The organism is Pseudomonas sp. xss_4 (assembly GCF_043104125.1).
GTDB lineage: Bacteria > Pseudomonadota > Gammaproteobacteria > Pseudomonadales > Pseudomonadaceae > Aquipseudomonas > Aquipseudomonas parafulva_B.
On record NZ_JBICKJ010000038.1, the window covers coordinates 1 to 16,922 of the forward strand.

Below are 16,922 nucleotides of genomic sequence, written 5' to 3' on the forward strand. Positions count from 1 at the left end.
CCCGTGTGGGAGCGGCCTCGTGCCGCGATGGGCCGCGCAGCGGCCCCATGGTCACCTACCCTGCACCCCCCACCCAACCACCGCCCCAGACGTTTTCCCACGCATTCGCTGGCGCTTTTGCGCCATTGCGGCGAACATTGCCGGCTGATTTTGCTGCCAACGGAGTGACTGTGGCCAACGAGCAACCCAAGGCCCTCGCCGAACTGACCCCACCCACACGCCTCCCCTGGCTCAAACGGCTCATCGCCCAGTGCCTCGGGCGTGGTCTGACCCGCATTCAGGCGCAACACCCTCACTCCTGGTGGCTAGGCCATGCCGATGGCCAGCACCAAGGCCGGGGCGAAGGCGAACGCGCCGGGTTCGAACGTGGCCATGCGCAAGGGTACGAGGCAGGCCAGCAAGTGCTGGTCATCCGTGACCACCGCCCCGACACCCCAGCCATTCCCGGCCAGGACGATCACCTGTTCGAAGACTGGCGCCTGGCCCTGACCGCCGAGCTGAAGAAACGCTTCAAGGCCGACGTTGCCCAGCGCCTGCCCAGCCACGCGCAACCCAGCGCCGCGCAATGGAAACTGATCTTCAGCGATACACCGTCCACCTGCGTGGTGGCCGGGGCAGGGGCGGGCAAATCGACCTCCCTGGTGCTGCGAATCTTGCTGCTGCGCCACTACCTGGGCTACGAACTCGATGCGATGACGGTCGTCACCTTCACCCGTGAGTCGCGCAAGGACTTCATCAAGCGCTTGGTGCAGGTGTTCGCGCTGTGGGACGTTCATCTGCAACCGGCACAGGCGCGCGAACTGGTCCGCACCTTCCACTCCCGCATCCTGCCGCTGGTGCGCAGCTTGCCTGGGTTCGAGCAGGTGCGCGCGTTCGAGACCCTGGGCAACGAGATGCCCGCCGGGCGTGAGGCCGAGGCGGACAGCAACCCGTTCGACCTGCGCCTGAACGATGCCCAGCGCCAACAGCTCAATCATTGCTACAGCGCCCTGCTGGCGCACAGCCCGCGCTTTGCCGAGCTCATCGGCCACTTGCGCAACGAAGCCTTGCAACTCAAGCCACTGGACCCGGACAACCCCGAGGTGCAGAAACGCGCCCAGGTGACGCAACTGGCCGCGCAACGCGATGAAGAGCTGTGCGATGTGATCGAGGACCTTTGGTTCGCAGCGGGGGCCTGGCCAATCCAGGGCATTGAGCCGATGCGTGACACCGTTGAGATCCGTGGGTGCCGTTTTCATGTCCACGGCCGCTTGGGTGCCACCGGGCCATGGGTGGTGTTGGGCTTCGACCCTTCCGAGAGCGCCCAGTACCAACGACCCGGTGCCAAGCTCGCCGTACGCGCAGAGTGGGCAGTCAAACGAACCCTGTTGCAGGCATTCTGCGATCAGCCGTTGATCTGGCTGGACAACTACGCCATGGCCCGGCGCCTGGCCGCTTCGCTGGCAGGTGACGCCGTGGCCGGGCCTGGGTTCGAATACAAGGTCAAGGGCGAGCTGTCGGCCGCGCCGCTGCTCGACGCATTCGTCAGCGCCGCGAGCTTTATCGAGAACCTCGGCCTGGAGGTGAACACGGCTATTGCCGACATGCGCTTTGTGCCAGGCGACAGCGACGCGCTGTTCTTCGAAGCGTTGGCCCTTTACTGGAAAGCGTTCGAAGCGCATTTGCTTGACCAATTCCCTCCGGTCATGAGCTACAACCGCATGTTCGCGCTGTTCGGGGAAAACAACCCGGAAAACCTGCAACTGTTGCCCGACCCGCTGTTGCGGCCGCTGGCCCACCTGATGATCGATGAATTCCAGGACGTCTCGCCGCAAATCGTCAGCTGGCTGCGGGCGTCCTTGCGTGAAATCCGCAGGCGCGGCCCCGGCCTGAATGTCGGTCGCCATGCTCAACACTCTTCCCTGTTGTGCGTGGGCGATGACTGGCAGTCGATCTACGGCTGGCGAGGCAGCTCGCCCAAGTACTTCACCGAATTCACCAAGGCATTCCCAACGCCCGCCAGCACACGGGTAATGATGGTGGAGAATTATCGCTGCCAGCAGCAGGTGATCGATGCCGCCGAGCACCTGGTCAAGGGCACGTCCACCATCGCCGGCAAGAAGGCCCGGGCCGCTGGCCCTGCCGCTGAACTTGCAGGCTCACCGGTCAAGGTCTTCGAGCGTGACGAGGCCGCCTTGGGCCAGACCCTCATCGAGCATTACCAGCGCGGCGAGTCGGTGCTGATGCTCTACCGCAAGGGCAATGACCGGGCGGCGATGGGCGAACACCTGGAGCCTGTGCTTCAAGCCGAGGCAGCGGTGCCGCCCGAGCAGCGGCGTCTTCGGCAACTCACCTACCACAGCGCCAAGGGCTTGCAGGCCGATGCGGTGTTCATGCTGGGCGACTGCCAGTACCTGACCAGCTCGCCTTACAAGAACCAGGTCTATCGCCAGGCGGGCCTGGGCAAGGCGGGCGACCCGCAGCCGTTCGATACCGCCCAGAAGGAGGAGGTGCAGCGCTTGGCCTATGTGGCCGTGACCCGAGCGGTGCAGCATTGCTACTGGCACGTGGAGCCGGCCAATGGCGATGCCGCCGTGGCCGCTCGCGCTTCCAGCCGTGTGGATGGCCGTCAGGACTGTTTCGAAGACTGCCGGGGTCGGTGACGGTTAAGTCACTGTCGGTAAGGGGCCAGTGGTGGCCACTGGCTTGCGCCAAGGTGACCTGTCGGCGCCCTGCGCGCTCCGGCGCAAGGGTTGCCGCAGACGACAGGCGTCGTGGAACGCGGTGGCGTGTTCGGTCTGGTGTAGCTGCATCAGGCTGCCGATCAGGAAGCATACCCATGCGATCAACCACCACACCCAAGGATCACCCGCTGGACATCAATGGCATCGAAGTAGCTGTGCGCTGCTGGGGACCGGAGGATGGCATTCCCGTACTGGCCTTGCATGGCTGGTTGGACAACGCCGCCTCGTTCGAGCGCCTGGCGCCCCTGCTCGATGGCTGTTTCGTGGTAGCCCCCGACCTGGTCGGCCATGGGCGTTCCGACCATCGGCGCCATGACAGCGGCTACTACCTATGGGAGCACGCCGAGGACATGCTGTCGGTCACCGAAAGCCTTGGCATGCGGCAATTCCATGTACTGGCCCACGGCATGGGCAGCGGTGTGGCTTCGCTGCTGGCGGCCATGACCAGCGCGATTGCGAGCATGACCTTCCTCGACGGCATGGGAGCACCGTTCACCGTGGCCGAACATGACCGCGTGCAGCACCTGGCACGGGCCTATCGCCTCAAGCGCATGGTCCAGCGTACGCAGATGCAGGGCTTCAACGAGCCGGACGTGCAACGCTTCGACGATTTGGACAGCGCGCTGGCTCAGCGTCGTGAACGGCTCGACACCGACTTGTCGCAAGAGGCTGCGAGGTTATTGGCGCTGCGCGACCTGCTCCAGCTCAACGACGGTTATTGCTGGCGCCACGACCCGCGGTTGGTGCTGCCTGAGCCCATGCCGCTCACCGAGCCTGAGGCTTGCGATCTGCTCAGCCAGATTCGCTGCCCGCTGTACCTGATGTTTGGCCGGCAGGGCGCTTTCACTGGCGAGGCCTTCGGCCGCCGTGAAGCGGCATTGCCGCCACAGGCGAAAGTGTCCTGGCACCCTGGCGGCCACCATTTCCACCTCGATGCGCCGGACCGTGCCTTGGTTGATCAACTGCTGCGTATCCTCGCGCGCCATGAAGGCGGTGTATTGCAGCGCTTGGTCAACGAGTAGCGCCTAAACACGTTTGCGCCGTTCGTTCAAGCGCGGTGTCGGCCGGTACGGGGACACTGGGGGCTCCTGTCATTCTGGAGTTGCCCATGCGCTACCTCTACGCCCCTGTGTTTTTCATTGGGTTCATAGGCGCTGCCCTGGCAGCGGCGATGAACACCTATCTGTTTTGGTTGCTGCCCTTGCTGGTGGGCATAGTGCTGGTGGCTGTCGGTGCGCCCCAGTCGTCCCGTCACCAGGCAGTGGTCCTCGGCCAGCCAGATCTCGCCCTGCCAACTTGGCTGCGCTGCACCGTTCATGGCCACCGTGAAGGCGTGTCAGTCAAAGTAGCCTCGCAGGCTGAAATTGTACCCAGTGTCCACGGTGGTGTTCGCCACACGCCCAGCACGCTTGTTCAAGACGAACTCGAAGGTCGGTTCGTACAGGCCATCACACAGGCAGGCGCCGGCCAGGACTTCGACGTCATACCAGCCGTTGCCCAGTTCGATCACAGGGCGGCCCGGCTCACGGTAGCGCGCCAGTAAGTCGCCCAGGGTCTTGGGGGTGAAGTACTGGAGGATACGCCAGGTGTACAGCATCACAGCGCCATGCTCGATCTTCAGCGAATATCCACCGCGCTGGTGCTTGAGACGGCTGCTCGCCTCGCGCAATTTGGGCGTTTGCCCATCGAGTGTGAACACCACGTGGTAGGGAAGGTTGTCAACGCCGGCCACAGGCAGCACGACGCCGTCGCGTACGGCCTTGTCGCCGCTGTCATGGTGGGTGAATTCGTAGGCCAGGTCGTCAGGCAGGCCATGCTCCTGCTTGAAGCGCTCGAGCAGTTGGATGTCACCTAGCAGGAAGTAGTCGACCAGGTCGTTGAGCACTTCGTCGAACTCATGACGCATCGTGTGTCCTTGGGCAACGATCGGTAGGGCTGCGCCAGTCGGGATGTTGGACGGGCGCAGGCGGTGTGCAGGCGCCAATCAGTGTAACTGCGTAATCTGGATGAGGTTGCCGCAGGTGTCGTCGAAGATTGCAGTCATGACGTTATCGACCTCGGCGGGAGTCTGATGGAACTGGACACCGGCAGCGGATAGCCGGATGTATTCGCCTTGTATGTCTCGCACGGCAAAGGTTGCGGTGGGTATGCCGTCTTCTTTGAGCGCGGCCTTGTACGCTTTCGACGCAGGGTGCACCTCTGGCTCCAGTTGCAGTTGCACGCCGTTGGGGTCGTTGGGTGAGGTCAGGGTCAGCCAGCGGTGCTGGCCCATGGCGAGGTCTTGTTTAGGTTCGAAGCCCAGTACGTAGTGATAGAAGGCAAGCGCTTTGGCTTGGTCGTCGACAAGAATACGGGTGAGCATGATCTTCATGGGCGCACACCTATGCTGGGGTCGTTACTTATCAGTAAAGACGGCCCTTGACGTTTGGCAATGCAACCCAGCATCAAATCGCGTCTTTGATCACGCCATCGGTGCATCAGGGCCGCAAACTGGTCAATGGCCGGCGCAGCACAAGCGTTCAGCCTTTGGAAGTGTCCGCAGTGGTGTGCAGGTCAGCGGCGAATACCTCGGTGACCTTCGTCCGATAGGCTTCGAAGGCTGCAATGGCGCCGGCGATCACATCAGTTTCTTGTTGTTCATCGAGCGCCAGGCCGTCGATTGCGCACACGAACGCCTTCCAGTGCTGGGCGCGACCTTGCGGGTGGGCTGCCAGGTGCCGCGCACCCAGGCCTTCGTCCAGGCCAAGGCGCTGGGTGTGCTTGAACAAGAAGGCGGCGCCCAGGTTCGAACCCTCGCTGCAATACAGCCAGCCCAGTGCCTGGGCCGGGTCTACCTTCACCCTCGCCGGCAAGGCAGGTGGTAGTTGGCCCAGGTCGCGAATGTCCTGCTCGACCGCAGCGAGCCGCGACAGCGACGAGAGGCCCGGCAGCCACGCATTGAGGTGGGGGTCCTCGTAAAGTCCATGGAGGCTGCCGTGAAAGTGATGCTGTACCAGCAGGAAGCGCCCATAGCGCGCTCTGTCCTCAAAGGGGTGCGCGGCCATGACCAACTGATCGACACTGTCATGTTCGCGGTGGGTGGCCGCTTTGAGGCGTTTGCAACGGCTTGTCTCCAGGGGTGACACGGGTACTGCGATCATTCGGTGAGTCCGTCGCGGGCAGAAAGGCATCCATGATGCGTGGCGGTGAGCATCGCAGCAAGCATCAGGCGCGGTTATCATGGCCGCCGTATCGTTCAGACCCAAGGAAAAGCCGGTCATGTCTTCGCTTCAGTTCCGTACGCCGTCCCTTGAGGACGCCAGCCGCTGCCACGCCATCGAGATCGGTGCCTACGAGGGAGACGAAGCTGCCACGCTGGAAAAGATCCAGACGCGAATCAGTCAGTACCCACAGGGGTTTCTGTTGCTCGAAAGTGATGGAGAGATCGTTGGCTTCATCAACAGCGGCTGCGCCCATCAGGTGGTGATGTCGGACGAAGCGTTCAAGGAACTGGTGGGGCATGACCCCGATGCCCCCAACGTAGTGATCATGTCGGTGGTGGTCGACCCGGCGTATCAGGGCCAAGGTCATGCCAAGCGATTGATGGAAGCGTTCATTCTGCGAATGAAAGCCTGCGCGAAGCAGACCATCCACCTGATGTGCAAAGAACAGCACGTACCGCTGTACCGCAAGCTGGGTTATCAGTACGTCCAGCCTTCACCTTCCGAGCACGGCGGTATGGCGTGGCATGAGATGGTAATGGTGCTGTGAGCCATTGCCGGGCGGCGTCAGGTAGGGCCGCACTGCGGCCCACCGGCGGCAAGCGCGACGCTACAGGTTGAACCTGCCGGTGAGCTGGGGCTGGCTTGCTGGTGATGGGCTGTCATGTAGCCCCTGAGGCACAAGACAGCCAGCACCATGAGACGCCGCCTCTATCAGCCTGCGACCAACTGGTGGGCCAGGCGGTTGTGACGTTCGAGTACCCGTGGCAGGTCGACAGTGACCAACTGGCCATCCCTGACCACCACCTTGCCGTTGATGACGCTGGTATGCACCTGGGTCGGGGTGCAGAACACCAGCGCTGCAAGCGGGTCATGATGCCCGCCGGCGTAGGCGACATGGCCCAGGTCGAAGGCGACGAAATCAGCGACCATGCCCGGTGCCAGTGCGCCGATGTCATCGCGGTTGAGCACCTTGGCGCCGCCCAGGGTCGCGATTTCCAGCGCTTCGCGGGCCGTCATCGCATCCGGGCCAAATCCCACGCGTTGCAGCAGCAGGGCCTGGCGGACCTCGCCGATCATGCTGGCACCGTCGTTGGACGCCGAACCGTCCACCCCGAGCCCGACCGGTACGCCATGATCGCGCATGGCGCGCACCGGGGCGATACCTGAAGCCAGGCGCATGTTCGAGCATGGGCAATGGGCGACCCCGGTGCCGGTGCGGGCGAACAGTTCGATGCCATGCTGGTCCAGTTGCACGCAGTGCGCGTGCCACACGTCGGGCCCGACCCACCCCAAATCCTCGGCGTACTCGGCAGGGGTCATGCCGAATTTTTCCCGGCTGTAGGCAATGTCGTTGACGTTTTCGGCCAGGTGCGTGTGCAGCGATACGCCATGCTGGCGAGCCAGAACAGCCGCTTCGCGCATCAGGTCGCGGCTGACCGAGAAGGGCGAGCAGGGCGCCACCACGATCCGGCGCATCGAGCCATGGCTGGCATCATGGTAGTCCTCGATCAGGCGTTGGGACTCCTTGAGGATATCCGCTTCCTTTTCCACTACCGAGTCCGGCGGCAGCCCGCCCTGGCTCTGGCCCACGCTCATGCTGCCGCGGGCGGCGTGAAAACGCATGCCGATTTCGGCAGCCGCATGGATGCTGTCGTCGAGCTTGCATCCGTTGGGGTAGATGTACAGATGGTCGCTCGAGGTGGTGCAACCGGAAAGGATCAGCTCGGCCATGGCCGTCTGGGTCGAGACCGCAATCATCTCGGGGGTGAGCCGTGCCCAGATCGGGTACAGCTGGGTGAGCCAGTTGAACAGCTCGCCGTCCTGGGCGGCTGGCACCACCCGCGTCAGGCTCTGGTACATGTGATGGTGGGTGTTGACCAGCCCGGGGATGACCACCTTGCCGGACATGTCCAGCACCTCGTCCGCCTGTTGGGGCAGGGTATCGCTGGGGCCGACTTGCTTGATCAGGTTGTCTTCGATGTACAGGCCACCGCCGCGGATTTCGCGGCGCTCGCCATCCATGGTGACGAGCAGTTGGGCATGCTTGATCAGGAGCGTTCTTGGTGCGTGTGAAGATGACATGGTCGATGCCTGTTGCAATACGCGCCGGCGATGGCCAGCGTCGTAGGCGACGCGGCAATGTAATCAGGAAATGATCAATTTGTATACATTGACCGTATTTGTGAATGTGCGTCACCTCATATGTGAAAATCGGCCAGAAATAAGACTTCTGCGATCGAATAAACTGGCAGCCAATGTCTTGAGAGTTCTTCCATGTCTGCCGCATCCACCACCGCTTCACCCGTTGACGAAGCTCCACGGGCAGCCATCAGCATTGCCATCCTCGCGTTCTCCGCTTTCCTGATTGTCACCACCGAGTTTCTCATTGTGGGCCTGTTGCCTGCCCTGAGCCGCGACCTGGGGGTGTCCATCTCCATGGCTGGACAACTGGTCACGCTGTTCGCATTCACAGTCATGCTGGCAGGGCCGTTCCTCACGGCCATGCTGGCGCATCTGGACCGTAAACGGCTGTTCATCACCATCTTGCTGGTTTTTGCCGCGGCCAATGCCCTGGCGGCCGTGGCCGATAACTTCTGGGTACTGGCCATTGCACGTGTCATACCGGCATTGGCGTTGCCGGTGTTCTGGGGTACTGCCAGCGAGACGGCCGGGCACCTCGCCGGGCCCGAGCATGCAGGGCGTGCGGTATCGAAGGTTTACCTGGGCATCTCTGCCGCCATGCTGCTGGGCATCCCGCTGGGCACGTTGGCCGCTGACGCGTTGGGCTGGCGTGGCGCCTTCGGGGCGCTGGCGGTGCTTTCCCTGATGATGGCCGTGGCGATGGGCGTCTGGATGCCCCACGTAGCCCGCACCGCCAGGGTGGATTTCGCCCGTCAGGCGCGGATTTTCACCGAACGCTTCTTCGTAGCGAACGTGCTGCTGTCGATTCTGGTGTTCACCGCCATGTTCACCGGCTACACCTACCTGGCCGACCTGCTCGAGCGTGTGGCGGGTGTGGCCCCGGCTCACACCGGTTGGTGGCTGATGGGCTTCGGCGCCGTTGGCCTGCTGGGCAACTGGATCGGGGGGCGCGCCGTCGACCACTCCGTTCTCAAGGCCACCGCGGGCTTTCTGGTGCTGCTGGCGATCGGCATGGCAGCGCTGGTGCCCTTGGCCCATGCAGGCCTGGTGTTCTGCCTGGCGCTGGCGTTGTGGGGTATCGCCAACACCGCGCTTTACCCGGTCTGCCAAGTGCGCGTAATGGCGTCGGTGACCCACGCCAAGGCGCTGGCCGGTACCGCCAACGTATCGGCTGCCAACGCCGGCATCGGCCTGGGTGCGGTGCTTGGTGGCATGACCATCGACGGGCTGGGGGTTGCTTATCTGGGCTATGTGGCCGCCGCAGTCGCCGTGCTGGCGCTGCTGGCAGTGCCCGTAGTGGGCAGGCTGGCGCCTCAGACGGGTTCGGCGGTACGTGTGCCGTGAGGGGCGAGCCTGGGCAACAGGTAATCGAGCAGTGCACGCACTTTGGGTAGGTGCTCGCGACGCTTGAGCCAGACCAGGTTCATTGGCAACCCGTCGGTTGCCAGCTCCGGTAGCACCTCGACCATCCGTCCATTATCGAGGTGCTGCTGGGTCAACCAGGTGGGTAGCTGACCTATGCCATGGCCGGCCAGCACCGCCGCGACCTCACCTTCGCCATCGCCCACGGCGATGCGCGGCTGTACCGTGCGACGCTCCATCTCCCCAGGCTGGCGCCCCTTGAAGAACCAAGGGCTGACCAGGCCGTCGGTGTGCCCATAGCCCACGCAGTGGTGATGCTCCAAGTCCTCCTCGCTTTGCGGAGTACCGTAAATGTCGAGGTAGTCGGGGGCTGCGCAGAACATCAGGCGCTGGGCGCCAAAGTACTGATGGCCCAGGGCAGCGGGCCAGGTATCGGGGCCGCCGATGCGCACCACGATGTCGATGCCTTCCTGCACCGGGTCGACGAAACGGTCGGAAAACGAGACGTGCGGCTGCAGCAGCGGATGCTGCCGGGTAAACGCCAGGATCAGCGGCAGCACATGCAAGCGCCCATAGGAGGCGGGCAAGTCGATGCGTACCCGTCCGTGAGGTTCATTACCCGTAGTGGCGAGGGTGTGTTCGACTTCTTCCAGATCGGCCAGCACCGAGGTGCAGGTGCGGTAGAAAACCACGCCTGCCTCGCTCAGCGACAACCGGCGGGTGGTGCGCTCGAACAGGCGAACGCCCATGCGCGCCTCGAGGCGCGCGATACTCTTGCTGACCGCCGAGCTGGTAAGGCTCAGTCGCCCGGCCGCTGCCGTGAAGCTGCCGAGGTCGGCGACCGCGACGAAGACGTCGATCCCTTTGAGTCGTTCTGAGGAGTGCATGACCGGCCTTTACATGGGTTCGTAGGGCAGACCCCGGCAGCATAAGGGATCCTGTGATGGCGTTTTAGGGTAATAGCGTCGGGAGAAAGGCCTGTGTAGCGCGTCGGCAATGGAACACCAGCCCATCTTGCACACTCATAGGCTTTGCGCCAGCGCCTTGGGTAGATCATGCTGTACCGACCCGGCCCTGTTGCACCAAAGGACTGCCCCATGTTCCCTTTTGCCTGGATAGCCTGCGCATGACCCTGACGTTGCTCACCTTTTTCGGCACCCTGGCCGCCATGGAAGGCGTGGCCTGGTTTGCTCACAAGTACATCATGCATGGCTTCGGCTGGGGCTGGCACCGCTCGCACCACGAGCCGCGTACCGGGATCTTCGAGAAGAACGACCTGTACGCCGCGGTGTTCGCCGTGCTGGCGATCATGCTCATCGCCCTGGGCAATGCCGGTTGGTACCCGTTGCAATGGGTAGGCGCAGGCATGACGGCCTATGGGGTTCTGTATTTCGTCGCCCACGACGGCCTGGTGCACCGGCGCTGGCCTTTCAAAGTGGTGCCGCGCAAGGGTTACTTCAAGCGCCTGTACCAGGCACATCGGCTTCATCATGCCGTACAGGGACGCGAAGGCTGTGTGTCGTTCGGTTTTCTGTATGTCCCCACTATCGAGCGACTGCGCCAGCAACTTCGGGCACTGCATGGCGGGCCGCTGCGGGCGAAGGGCGCTGCCACAGGCGAGCCGGGCGTTGGGGGTAGCGACGCAGTCGACAGCTCAGCGCCTGCCAAAACCCCGTGACCAAGGCACCGACCTTTTCGCGTTTTGACGTAGACAGCCGCCCGTCCCAGGCGTCGATCCCGGCGCTGTCGACCTTCAGGCCGATGCGCCGGTATACCTGACCAGCCGTGGCCACTGCCCACGCCGAGCGCAGCGGCAAGGCCGGCAGCCCCGCCTGGGCGCTGGCGTAGTAGGGCTCGGCCTGGGCGACCAGGCGCCTGGCCAGGGTGGCGACGGCTGCGCGGTGACGCACATCGGCCAGGTCGTCTGCACTGAGGTCGAATTCCGACAGCCAAGCCTGGGGCAAGTAACAGCGCCCGACCTTGGCATCATCGACGATGTCTCGGGCGATGTTGGTCAGCTGCATGGCCAGGCCCAGGTCGCAGGCCCGGTCCAGCACGCGCGCCTCCTGAACGCCCATGACCCTGGCCATCATCAGGCCCACCACACCTGCCACGTGATAGCAGTAGACCATGACCTCATCCAGGGTCTGGTAGCGGCAGGCGGACACGTCCTGGGCGAAGCCTTCGAGCAGGTCGAAGGCTTCGGCGCGTGGGATGTCGTGGCGCCTGGCCACTTCGCGCAGTGCGGCGAAAGCCGGTTGATCCACGGGCAAGTCCGCGCAGGCGGCTTCGGTCTGGCGCTGCAGATCCAACAGGCGCACTTGCGCTTCTTCCTGGCTGATGACCACCGCATCATGCCCGGCTTGCTGCCCATCGATCACGTCATCGCAATGGCGGCACCAGGCATACAACAGTACGGCGCTGCGCCGAGTGTGCGCATCGAAGAGCCGGGCTGCTGCGGCAAAGCTCTTCGAACCCACGGCAATGCTGTGTTCGGCATGGGCAAGCAACTGGTCGTGGGACGGTGCGGTCATGCGCCCAGGTCCTCGAGCATCAGCCCTGCCGTGGCCTTGGCCGAGGCGATCACGCCAGGTACACCGGCCCCCGGGTGCGTGCCTGCGCCCACCAGGTACAGGTTGCTCACTTGGCTGTCACGGTTGTGCGGGCGGAACCAGGCGCTCTGGGTCAGGATCGGTTCCAGGGAAAACGCCGAACCCAGGTGCGCATTGAGTTCCTCACGGAAGTCCAGCGGCGTGAAGGTGCGGCAGGTGACCAGGTCCTCGCGCAGGCCAGGAATGTAGTGACGTTCCAGGTAGTCGAGAATCTTGTCCCGGAACCGTGGCCCTTCCACCTCCCAATCGATGGCCGCGTTGCCCATGTGCGGTACGGGCGCCAGCACGTAGTGGCTCGAGCATCCTTCCGGAGCGAGGCTCGGGTCGGTGGCGCAAGGGGTGTGCAGGTAGAGTGAAAAGTCTTCGGCAAGCTCATGACCGTTGAAGATTTCGTCGATCAGCTCCCGGTAGCGCGGGCCAAAGCAGACCGTGTGATGGCGCAGTTGCGGCTGGGTGCGCTTGAGGCCGAAGTGCACCACGAACAGCGAGTTGCTAAAGCGCTTGCCCTTGAGCCGCTTGCCTTCCTGTTCACCCCGTGGATGCTCGCCCAGCAGGTCGGAGTAGGTGTGCACCACATCGGCATTGGAAGCGACTGCGTCTGCCAGCCAGCGCCGCCCGTCCTGGGTGCGCACGCCGGTCACGCGGCTGCCTTGGGTTTCGAACGCGGCGACCTTGGCATTGAGCTCCAGGGTGCCGCCCAGGTCGGTGAACAACTTGGCCATGCCCTGCACCAGGGCGCCGGTGCCGCCTTTAGGGAACCACACACCCCAGGTGCGCTCCAGTGCATGGATCAAGGTGTAGATCGAGGACGTGGCGAAGGGGTTACCCCCGACCAGCAAGGCGTGGAACGAAAACGCCTGGCGCAGTTGGTCATCCTGGATGAACCGCGCCACCATGCTATAGACGCTGCGCCAGGCCTGCAGGCGAGCCAACTGCGGCCCGGCATGCAGCATGTCGCGAAAAGACAGGAACGGCACCGCGCCGAGCTTGATGTAACCTTCTTGCAGCACGGCTTTGGAATAGGCCAGGAACTGTCGATAACCTTCCACGTCCTTGGGCTCGAAGGCCTCGATCTGGCGTTCCAGGTCGGCCTGGTCATTGCCATAGTCGAAGGCCCGCCCATCCTCCCAGCACAGGCGGTAGAACGGCGTTACCGGCAGCAACTCCACGTAATCCTGCATAGGCCGGCCGGCGAGGGTGAACAGGGCTTCGATGGCGCTTGGGTCGGTGATCACCGTGGGGCCTGCGTCGAAGGTAAAGCCTTGGTCGTTGTAGACGTAGGCGCGGCCACCGGGTTTGTCGCGTGCCTCGAGCAAGGTGGTGGGGATACCCGAGGCCTGCAGGCGAATGGCCAGGGCCAGGCCGCCAAGGCCTGCCCCAATGACCAGGGCGGATCGTTCGTTGCTCATGGATAGTCCTTGAAATGGGCAGGAGAGTGTCGCAAGGCGGCCTTCATGGCCTCGCCTACGGGCACAGGCGGCTTGCCGCACAGGATCCGCAGACGATCACGCAGCGTACTCTGGCCTGCGTAGAAACGGGCGATCAGCCCATCAGGCAATCGATAAAAGCGCTGCATCACCTGCCAGCGACGGTTCGGCCGGCCGGCCAGAAACAGCATTCGGTTGAGCAGGCGGTAGAACCCTTGTTCCCGCCAGCGTCGGTGGAGGTAGGCGCCCAACGCGGGCTTGAGTGACGCCGTATCATCCAGCGCTTGCGTCGCCAACCAGTCGGCTAGGCGCACAGCATCGGGCAGTGAATAGCCCGTGGTGCAGTGAAACAGTCCGGCCCGCAGGCCAACGGCGAGCGGCCCTTGCTGCTCGTTCCACCAGCCAGGAAAGTCGTCGGCCAGGGTGATCGGCAATACGCCCTGTTCTTCACGCAGGCACTCGGCGACGTGCCAGCCGCGCTGCTGCAGGTAGCGCTCGATGTGCTGGCGCAGCTGCTCTGCTTCTGGCGCCTGGCTGTCGACGTAATGGGTGTCCTCCACCAGCAGGGTGTCGGCCGTGAAGGGCAGTACATAGACGAAGCGATAGCCTTCGCCCTGGGGTACCCGCGCATCCATCAGAATCGGTGCCTCCAAGCCATGGGGGGCCGTCAGGCGCACGATCTGCCCAAGGAATGCTTGCTGGCCGAGCACCCGGTGAGGGCTGTGCTGCATGCCCCGGCCATCGATCACTACCGCGGCGTGCAAGGTTTCGCCGCTAGCGAGTGTGACGTGGCTGGCACCCACTTCAGCGACAGCGCAGCCCGTGCGCAAGCTCGGGCCGAGGGCAGGGGTGATCACCCGGGCGAAACGCTCGCTGGTGATGCTCGCATAACCGCCTTCCATACGCCTGGAAAAAGCCGGGAAGTGCACGTGGTACGCAGGCCAGCGCTGCTCGACCAGCGGGGCCAGCCAGCGTTGTTGCTCGAGAGTGAGGTCGGCGTCATGAAAGGACCAGGTGTGGTTCCCGCCCAGGGCCAGCCCTTGTTCCAGGCACAGCACGCGCAATTGCGGGCGCAATTGCTGGAGTCGCCAGGCGATCAGGCCGTTGGCCAACCCACCACCTACCAGGATCAGGTCATAGGGCACGGTGTGTTCTCCGAAATGCTGGGTTGGCCACTGTGCAGCGCGGCTTCGATGAGGCTGGCAGCGCGCTGTACGCCACCGCAGGCGGCAAGCTCGGCTTCCAGCGCGGCATTACGTGGTGCAGCTTCATCAAGCAGCTGACGCAACGTCTGGCCAATGGCAGCTACGCTGGCTCGTTTGGAGAGTACCCGCCCCAAGCGGTGATGGCGCACCCGCGCAGCCACGCCAGGCTGATCGAATGCAATCGGCATGACCAGCAACGGTGTGCCGGCGCACACGGTATCGAGCACCGTGTTCAAGCCGCCATGGCTGATCACCACATTGGCTCGCCGCACCGCCCAGTGCTGAGGGGCGAAGTCGGTCACGACGGTGGCGCCAATCTGGCGCAGCCTGGCCTGCTGATGGCCATCCAACCCACCGCAGTGCGCCACCAGCAACTGGGCATCCAGGCGTCGGCAAGCCTTGGCAATACGTGCGAACAGATCGAACCGGTGGCCCTGGAGCGTCCCCAGGCTTGCGAATACCAAGGGCTTGCCGGGGTCGAAAGACCAGTTGGGGCTCGCCTGAGAGGGCGTGCTGCGTAACGGGCCGACGGCGTGAAAGTGTTTGGGCAGACCCACTCTGGGGAAATCCAGGTGCAGGGGTGTCTGGCTCAACTGGATCAGTGGCGAGAGAAATTCATGGGCGCCGCTGCGCGGTTGCAGCCCGTGGCGATGACAGGCCTGCAGCAAGGTGTCGTGCAGCGGGCGCATGAGCCAGTCATGGACCTGAACACTGCCTTCGTAGAGGCGCGCATCCAAGCCCAGCCCGAACGGCATCACGGGCAATGGCAAGCCTGGCTCGCGATTGATTGGCAATGCACAGGCCACTGAAAAGAACGGCAGTTTGCAAGCCTCGGCCACCAAGCCGCCTGCGGGCTCCATCTGATCGCAAATCATCGCATCGACCCGATGTTCACTGAGCGCCTGCGGCAGGTTGCTGATCAGCATGGCCGTGGTGTGCGCCAGCTGTTTGATCAAGCGACGCAGGCGCAGCGGCCCGGCGGGGTCAGCCACGCGGCGCATGGCAAGGTCAAGGCTGCCCGGCGGGCACTCGGCATGGCCGATGGCGACGAAGCCCACTCGCCTGTCGCTCAGCCAGCGTTCGGCTTCAGGCTGGTGAAAGAAACTGACCCGATGGCCGCGTTCGATCAATTCGCCGCCCAAGGCTTGCATCGCTGCAAAATGGCTAGGGTAGGGCGGGGCAATCAGGGCGAAGTGGCTCATTTGATGTCTAACTGGGCGTTGACCAGTCGGGCCCGGCGCAACTGCGCCAGCGTGGCCGAGCCTGTGCAGAAGCAGGCGATACGCAGTTGCCGGATGATCACGTCGAAATGCGAGACCACCGCTTCGGTGGATGCCATTGCAGAGGTCAGCACCCCGGCAGCCTGGCCCACCAGGTCCGCCCCCAGGCGGATGGCCTTGGCCGCGTCCACGCCATCGCGGACCCCACCCGAGGCGATCAGGCCAACCGTCGGCACGGCGCGGCGCACGGCAAGCAGGCTATGGGCGGTCGGGATGCCCCAGCCGCTGAAGGCCATCGCCACCGCACGCTCGGCAGGGTCATTGGCACGCTCGGCCTCCACCGCGGCCCAGCTTGTGCCGCCGGCGCCGGCCACATCGATCATGGACACGCCAGCGTCGTACAATTGCCGCGCAACGCCCGGCGAAATACCGGCGCCTACTTCCTTGACGATGATGGGCGCCTGAAGCTGCCCGGCAACCTGCTCGATGCAGGCGAGCACCCCGTTCCAGTTGCGGTCGCCCTCGGGCTGAACGGCTTCCTGCAGGGGGTTGAGGTGAATGATCAGGGCGCTGGCATCGAGTGTATCGACCGCGCGGCGGGCAAGGTCCAGGCCATCGGCCTCGCGTAACTGGGCCGCGCCCAGGTTTGCCAAAAGCGGGACATCGGGTGCAAGCCTTCTCAGCTCTGTGGTCAGTCCCTGGTCCTGGCCGCTGCGCAAGCTGACTCGCTGCGAACCCACACCCATGGCCAGGCCCAAAGCCTGCGCAGCTTCGGCCAGGTGCTGGTTGATGAACCGTGCGCGATCAGCCCCGCCAGTCATCGAACTGATCAACAGCGGTGCGCGCAGTGCCATGCCGAACAACTCGGTACCCAGGTCGACGTCTTCCAGGGCCATTTCAGGCAGTGCACAATGTTCGAAACGCAGCGCTGACCACCCAGCGTCGACCCCGTGCGAGGTACTGCCGGTGGCCAGGACGATATCCAGGTGATCATCCTTGCGTTGACTCAACGGGCTTTTGTTCATGCC

14 protein-coding genes and 1 pseudogene are annotated in these 16,922 nt (G+C 63.9%); 5 read left to right on the forward strand and 10 right to left on the reverse strand.

Annotated features, from left to right (window positions below):
• Positions 1–170 precede the first annotated feature (170 nt).
• On the forward strand, positions 171–2,642 hold the full coding sequence (locus ACF8GB_RS07045; RefSeq protein ID WP_392526752.1) for a UvrD-helicase domain-containing protein: 2,472 nt from the start codon (positions 171–173) through the stop codon (positions 2,640–2,642).
• Between the two features lie 176 nt (positions 2,643–2,818).
• Positions 2,819–3,745, forward strand: a complete 927-nt coding sequence (locus ACF8GB_RS07050) for an alpha/beta fold hydrolase (RefSeq protein ID WP_058605934.1) — start codon at positions 2,819–2,821, stop codon at positions 3,743–3,745.
• Positions 3,746–4,059: 314 nt separating this feature from the next.
• Here the strand turns inward: ACF8GB_RS07050 and ACF8GB_RS07055 are convergent, their stop codons facing one another.
• From ACF8GB_RS07055 to ACF8GB_RS07065, 3 genes are all read right to left on the reverse strand, one after another.
• Positions 4,060–4,629 carry a hypothetical protein gene (locus ACF8GB_RS07055; protein ID WP_326384366.1) on the reverse strand — a complete coding sequence of 190 codons (570 nt, stop codon included), beginning with the start codon at positions 4,627–4,629 and terminating at the stop codon, positions 4,060–4,062.
• Positions 4,630–4,707: 78 nt separating this feature from the next.
• Positions 4,708–5,094, reverse strand: coding sequence for a VOC family protein (locus tag ACF8GB_RS07060; protein WP_078478491.1), 387 nt, complete (start codon positions 5,092–5,094; stop codon positions 4,708–4,710).
• 148 nt (positions 5,095–5,242) lie between these two features.
• On the reverse strand, positions 5,243–5,863 hold the full coding sequence (locus ACF8GB_RS07065) for a biliverdin-producing heme oxygenase (protein WP_197844901.1): 621 nt from the start codon (positions 5,861–5,863) through the stop codon (positions 5,243–5,245).
• Between the two features lie 118 nt (positions 5,864–5,981).
• Between ACF8GB_RS07065 and ACF8GB_RS07070 the strand changes: the two genes are divergently transcribed.
• Complete coding sequence (locus ACF8GB_RS07070) at positions 5,982–6,473, forward strand: GNAT family N-acetyltransferase (RefSeq protein WP_058638016.1); 492 nt, start codon at positions 5,982–5,984, stop codon at positions 6,471–6,473.
• Between the two features lie 164 nt (positions 6,474–6,637).
• On the opposite strand, the gene ACF8GB_RS07075 is transcribed toward ACF8GB_RS07070, so the two are convergent.
• Positions 6,638–8,008, reverse strand: a complete 1,371-nt coding sequence (locus ACF8GB_RS07075) for an 8-oxoguanine deaminase (protein WP_058605930.1) — start codon at positions 8,006–8,008, stop codon at positions 6,638–6,640.
• Positions 8,009–8,200: 192 nt separating this feature from the next.
• Here ACF8GB_RS07075 and ACF8GB_RS07080 point away from each other — a divergent pair, with 192 nt between their 5' ends.
• The gene (locus ACF8GB_RS07080) at positions 8,201–9,412 is read left to right on the forward strand and encodes an MFS transporter (RefSeq protein ID WP_196127295.1); all 1,212 of its coding nucleotides are present in this window, start codon (positions 8,201–8,203) and stop codon (positions 9,410–9,412) included.
• On the opposite strand, the gene ACF8GB_RS07085 is transcribed toward ACF8GB_RS07080, so the two are convergent.
• Positions 9,382–10,317 (reverse strand): LysR family transcriptional regulator, encoded by a 936-nt coding sequence (locus tag ACF8GB_RS07085; RefSeq protein ID WP_078478495.1) that lies wholly within the window; start codon positions 10,315–10,317, stop codon positions 9,382–9,384. The genes ACF8GB_RS07080 and ACF8GB_RS07085 overlap by 31 nt on opposite strands.
• A gap of 239 nt (positions 10,318–10,556) precedes the next feature.
• Between ACF8GB_RS07085 and ACF8GB_RS07090 the strand changes: the two genes are divergently transcribed.
• Entirely contained in the window at positions 10,557–11,108 is a 552-nt protein-coding gene (locus ACF8GB_RS07090) for a sterol desaturase family protein (RefSeq protein WP_145255851.1), read from the forward strand.
• On the opposite strand, the pseudogene ACF8GB_RS07095 reads toward ACF8GB_RS07090, so the two are convergent.
• The 5 genes and pseudogenes from ACF8GB_RS07095 to fni all read right to left on the reverse strand — a co-directional run.
• Positions 11,032–11,964: pseudogene (locus tag ACF8GB_RS07095) on the reverse strand (phytoene/squalene synthase family protein); the annotation flags it as partial. The gene ACF8GB_RS07090 and the pseudogene ACF8GB_RS07095 sit on opposite strands and share 77 nt — an antisense overlap.
• Positions 11,961–13,451: a phytoene desaturase gene (locus tag ACF8GB_RS07100; RefSeq protein WP_100851592.1), complete on the reverse strand. Its 1,491-nt coding sequence runs from the start codon at positions 13,449–13,451 to the stop codon at positions 11,961–11,963. The pseudogene ACF8GB_RS07095 and the gene ACF8GB_RS07100, both read right to left, overlap by 4 nt.
• Positions 13,448–14,614, reverse strand: coding sequence for a lycopene beta-cyclase CrtY (gene crtY, locus ACF8GB_RS07105; protein ID WP_392526753.1), 1,167 nt, complete (start codon positions 14,612–14,614; stop codon positions 13,448–13,450). Before crtY ends, ACF8GB_RS07100 begins: the two co-directional genes overlap by 4 nt.
• Positions 14,599–15,876: a glycosyltransferase gene (locus ACF8GB_RS07110; protein ID WP_392515400.1), complete on the reverse strand. Its 1,278-nt coding sequence runs from the start codon at positions 15,874–15,876 to the stop codon at positions 14,599–14,601. Before ACF8GB_RS07110 ends, crtY begins: the two co-directional genes overlap by 16 nt.
• Complete coding sequence (gene fni, locus ACF8GB_RS07115; RefSeq protein WP_392526754.1) at positions 15,873–16,919, reverse strand: type 2 isopentenyl-diphosphate Delta-isomerase; 1,047 nt, start codon at positions 16,917–16,919, stop codon at positions 15,873–15,875. The genes ACF8GB_RS07110 and fni overlap by 4 nt, the downstream gene beginning before the upstream one ends.
• Between the last annotated feature and the right edge of the window lie 3 nt (positions 16,920–16,922).

Excerpts from the sequence above, each read along its gene's own strand:
- ACF8GB_RS07110 (WP_392515400.1), bottom strand. The coding sequence starts at position 15,876 with ATGAGCCACTTCGCCCTGATTGCCCCGCCCTACCCTAGCCATTTTGCA.
- ACF8GB_RS07100 (WP_100851592.1), bottom strand. The coding sequence starts at position 13,451 with ATGAGCAACGAACGATCCGCCCTGGTCATTGGGGCAGGCCTTGGCGGC.
- ACF8GB_RS07050 (WP_058605934.1), top strand. The coding sequence starts at position 2,819 with ATGCGATCAACCACCACACCCAAGGATCACCCGCTGGACATCAATGGC.
- ACF8GB_RS07070 (WP_058638016.1), top strand. The coding sequence starts at position 5,982 with ATGTCTTCGCTTCAGTTCCGTACGCCGTCCCTTGAGGACGCCAGCCGC.
- ACF8GB_RS07085 (WP_078478495.1), bottom strand. The coding sequence starts at position 10,317 with ATGCACTCCTCAGAACGACTCAAAGGGATCGACGTCTTCGTCGCGGTC.
- fni (WP_392526754.1), bottom strand. The coding sequence starts at position 16,919 with ATGAACAAAAGCCCGTTGAGTCAACGCAAGGATGATCACCTGGATATC.
- ACF8GB_RS07055 (WP_326384366.1), bottom strand. The coding sequence starts at position 4,629 with ATGCGTCATGAGTTCGACGAAGTGCTCAACGACCTGGTCGACTACTTC.
- ACF8GB_RS07060 (WP_078478491.1), bottom strand. The coding sequence starts at position 5,094 with ATGAAGATCATGCTCACCCGTATTCTTGTCGACGACCAAGCCAAAGCG.
- ACF8GB_RS07075 (WP_058605930.1), bottom strand. The coding sequence starts at position 8,008 with ATGTCATCTTCACACGCACCAAGAACGCTCCTGATCAAGCATGCCCAA.
- ACF8GB_RS07080 (WP_196127295.1), top strand. The coding sequence starts at position 8,201 with ATGTCTGCCGCATCCACCACCGCTTCACCCGTTGACGAAGCTCCACGG.
- ACF8GB_RS07065 (WP_197844901.1), bottom strand. The coding sequence starts at position 5,863 with ATGATCGCAGTACCCGTGTCACCCCTGGAGACAAGCCGTTGCAAACGC.
- ACF8GB_RS07090 (WP_145255851.1), top strand. The coding sequence starts at position 10,557 with ATGACCCTGACGTTGCTCACCTTTTTCGGCACCCTGGCCGCCATGGAA.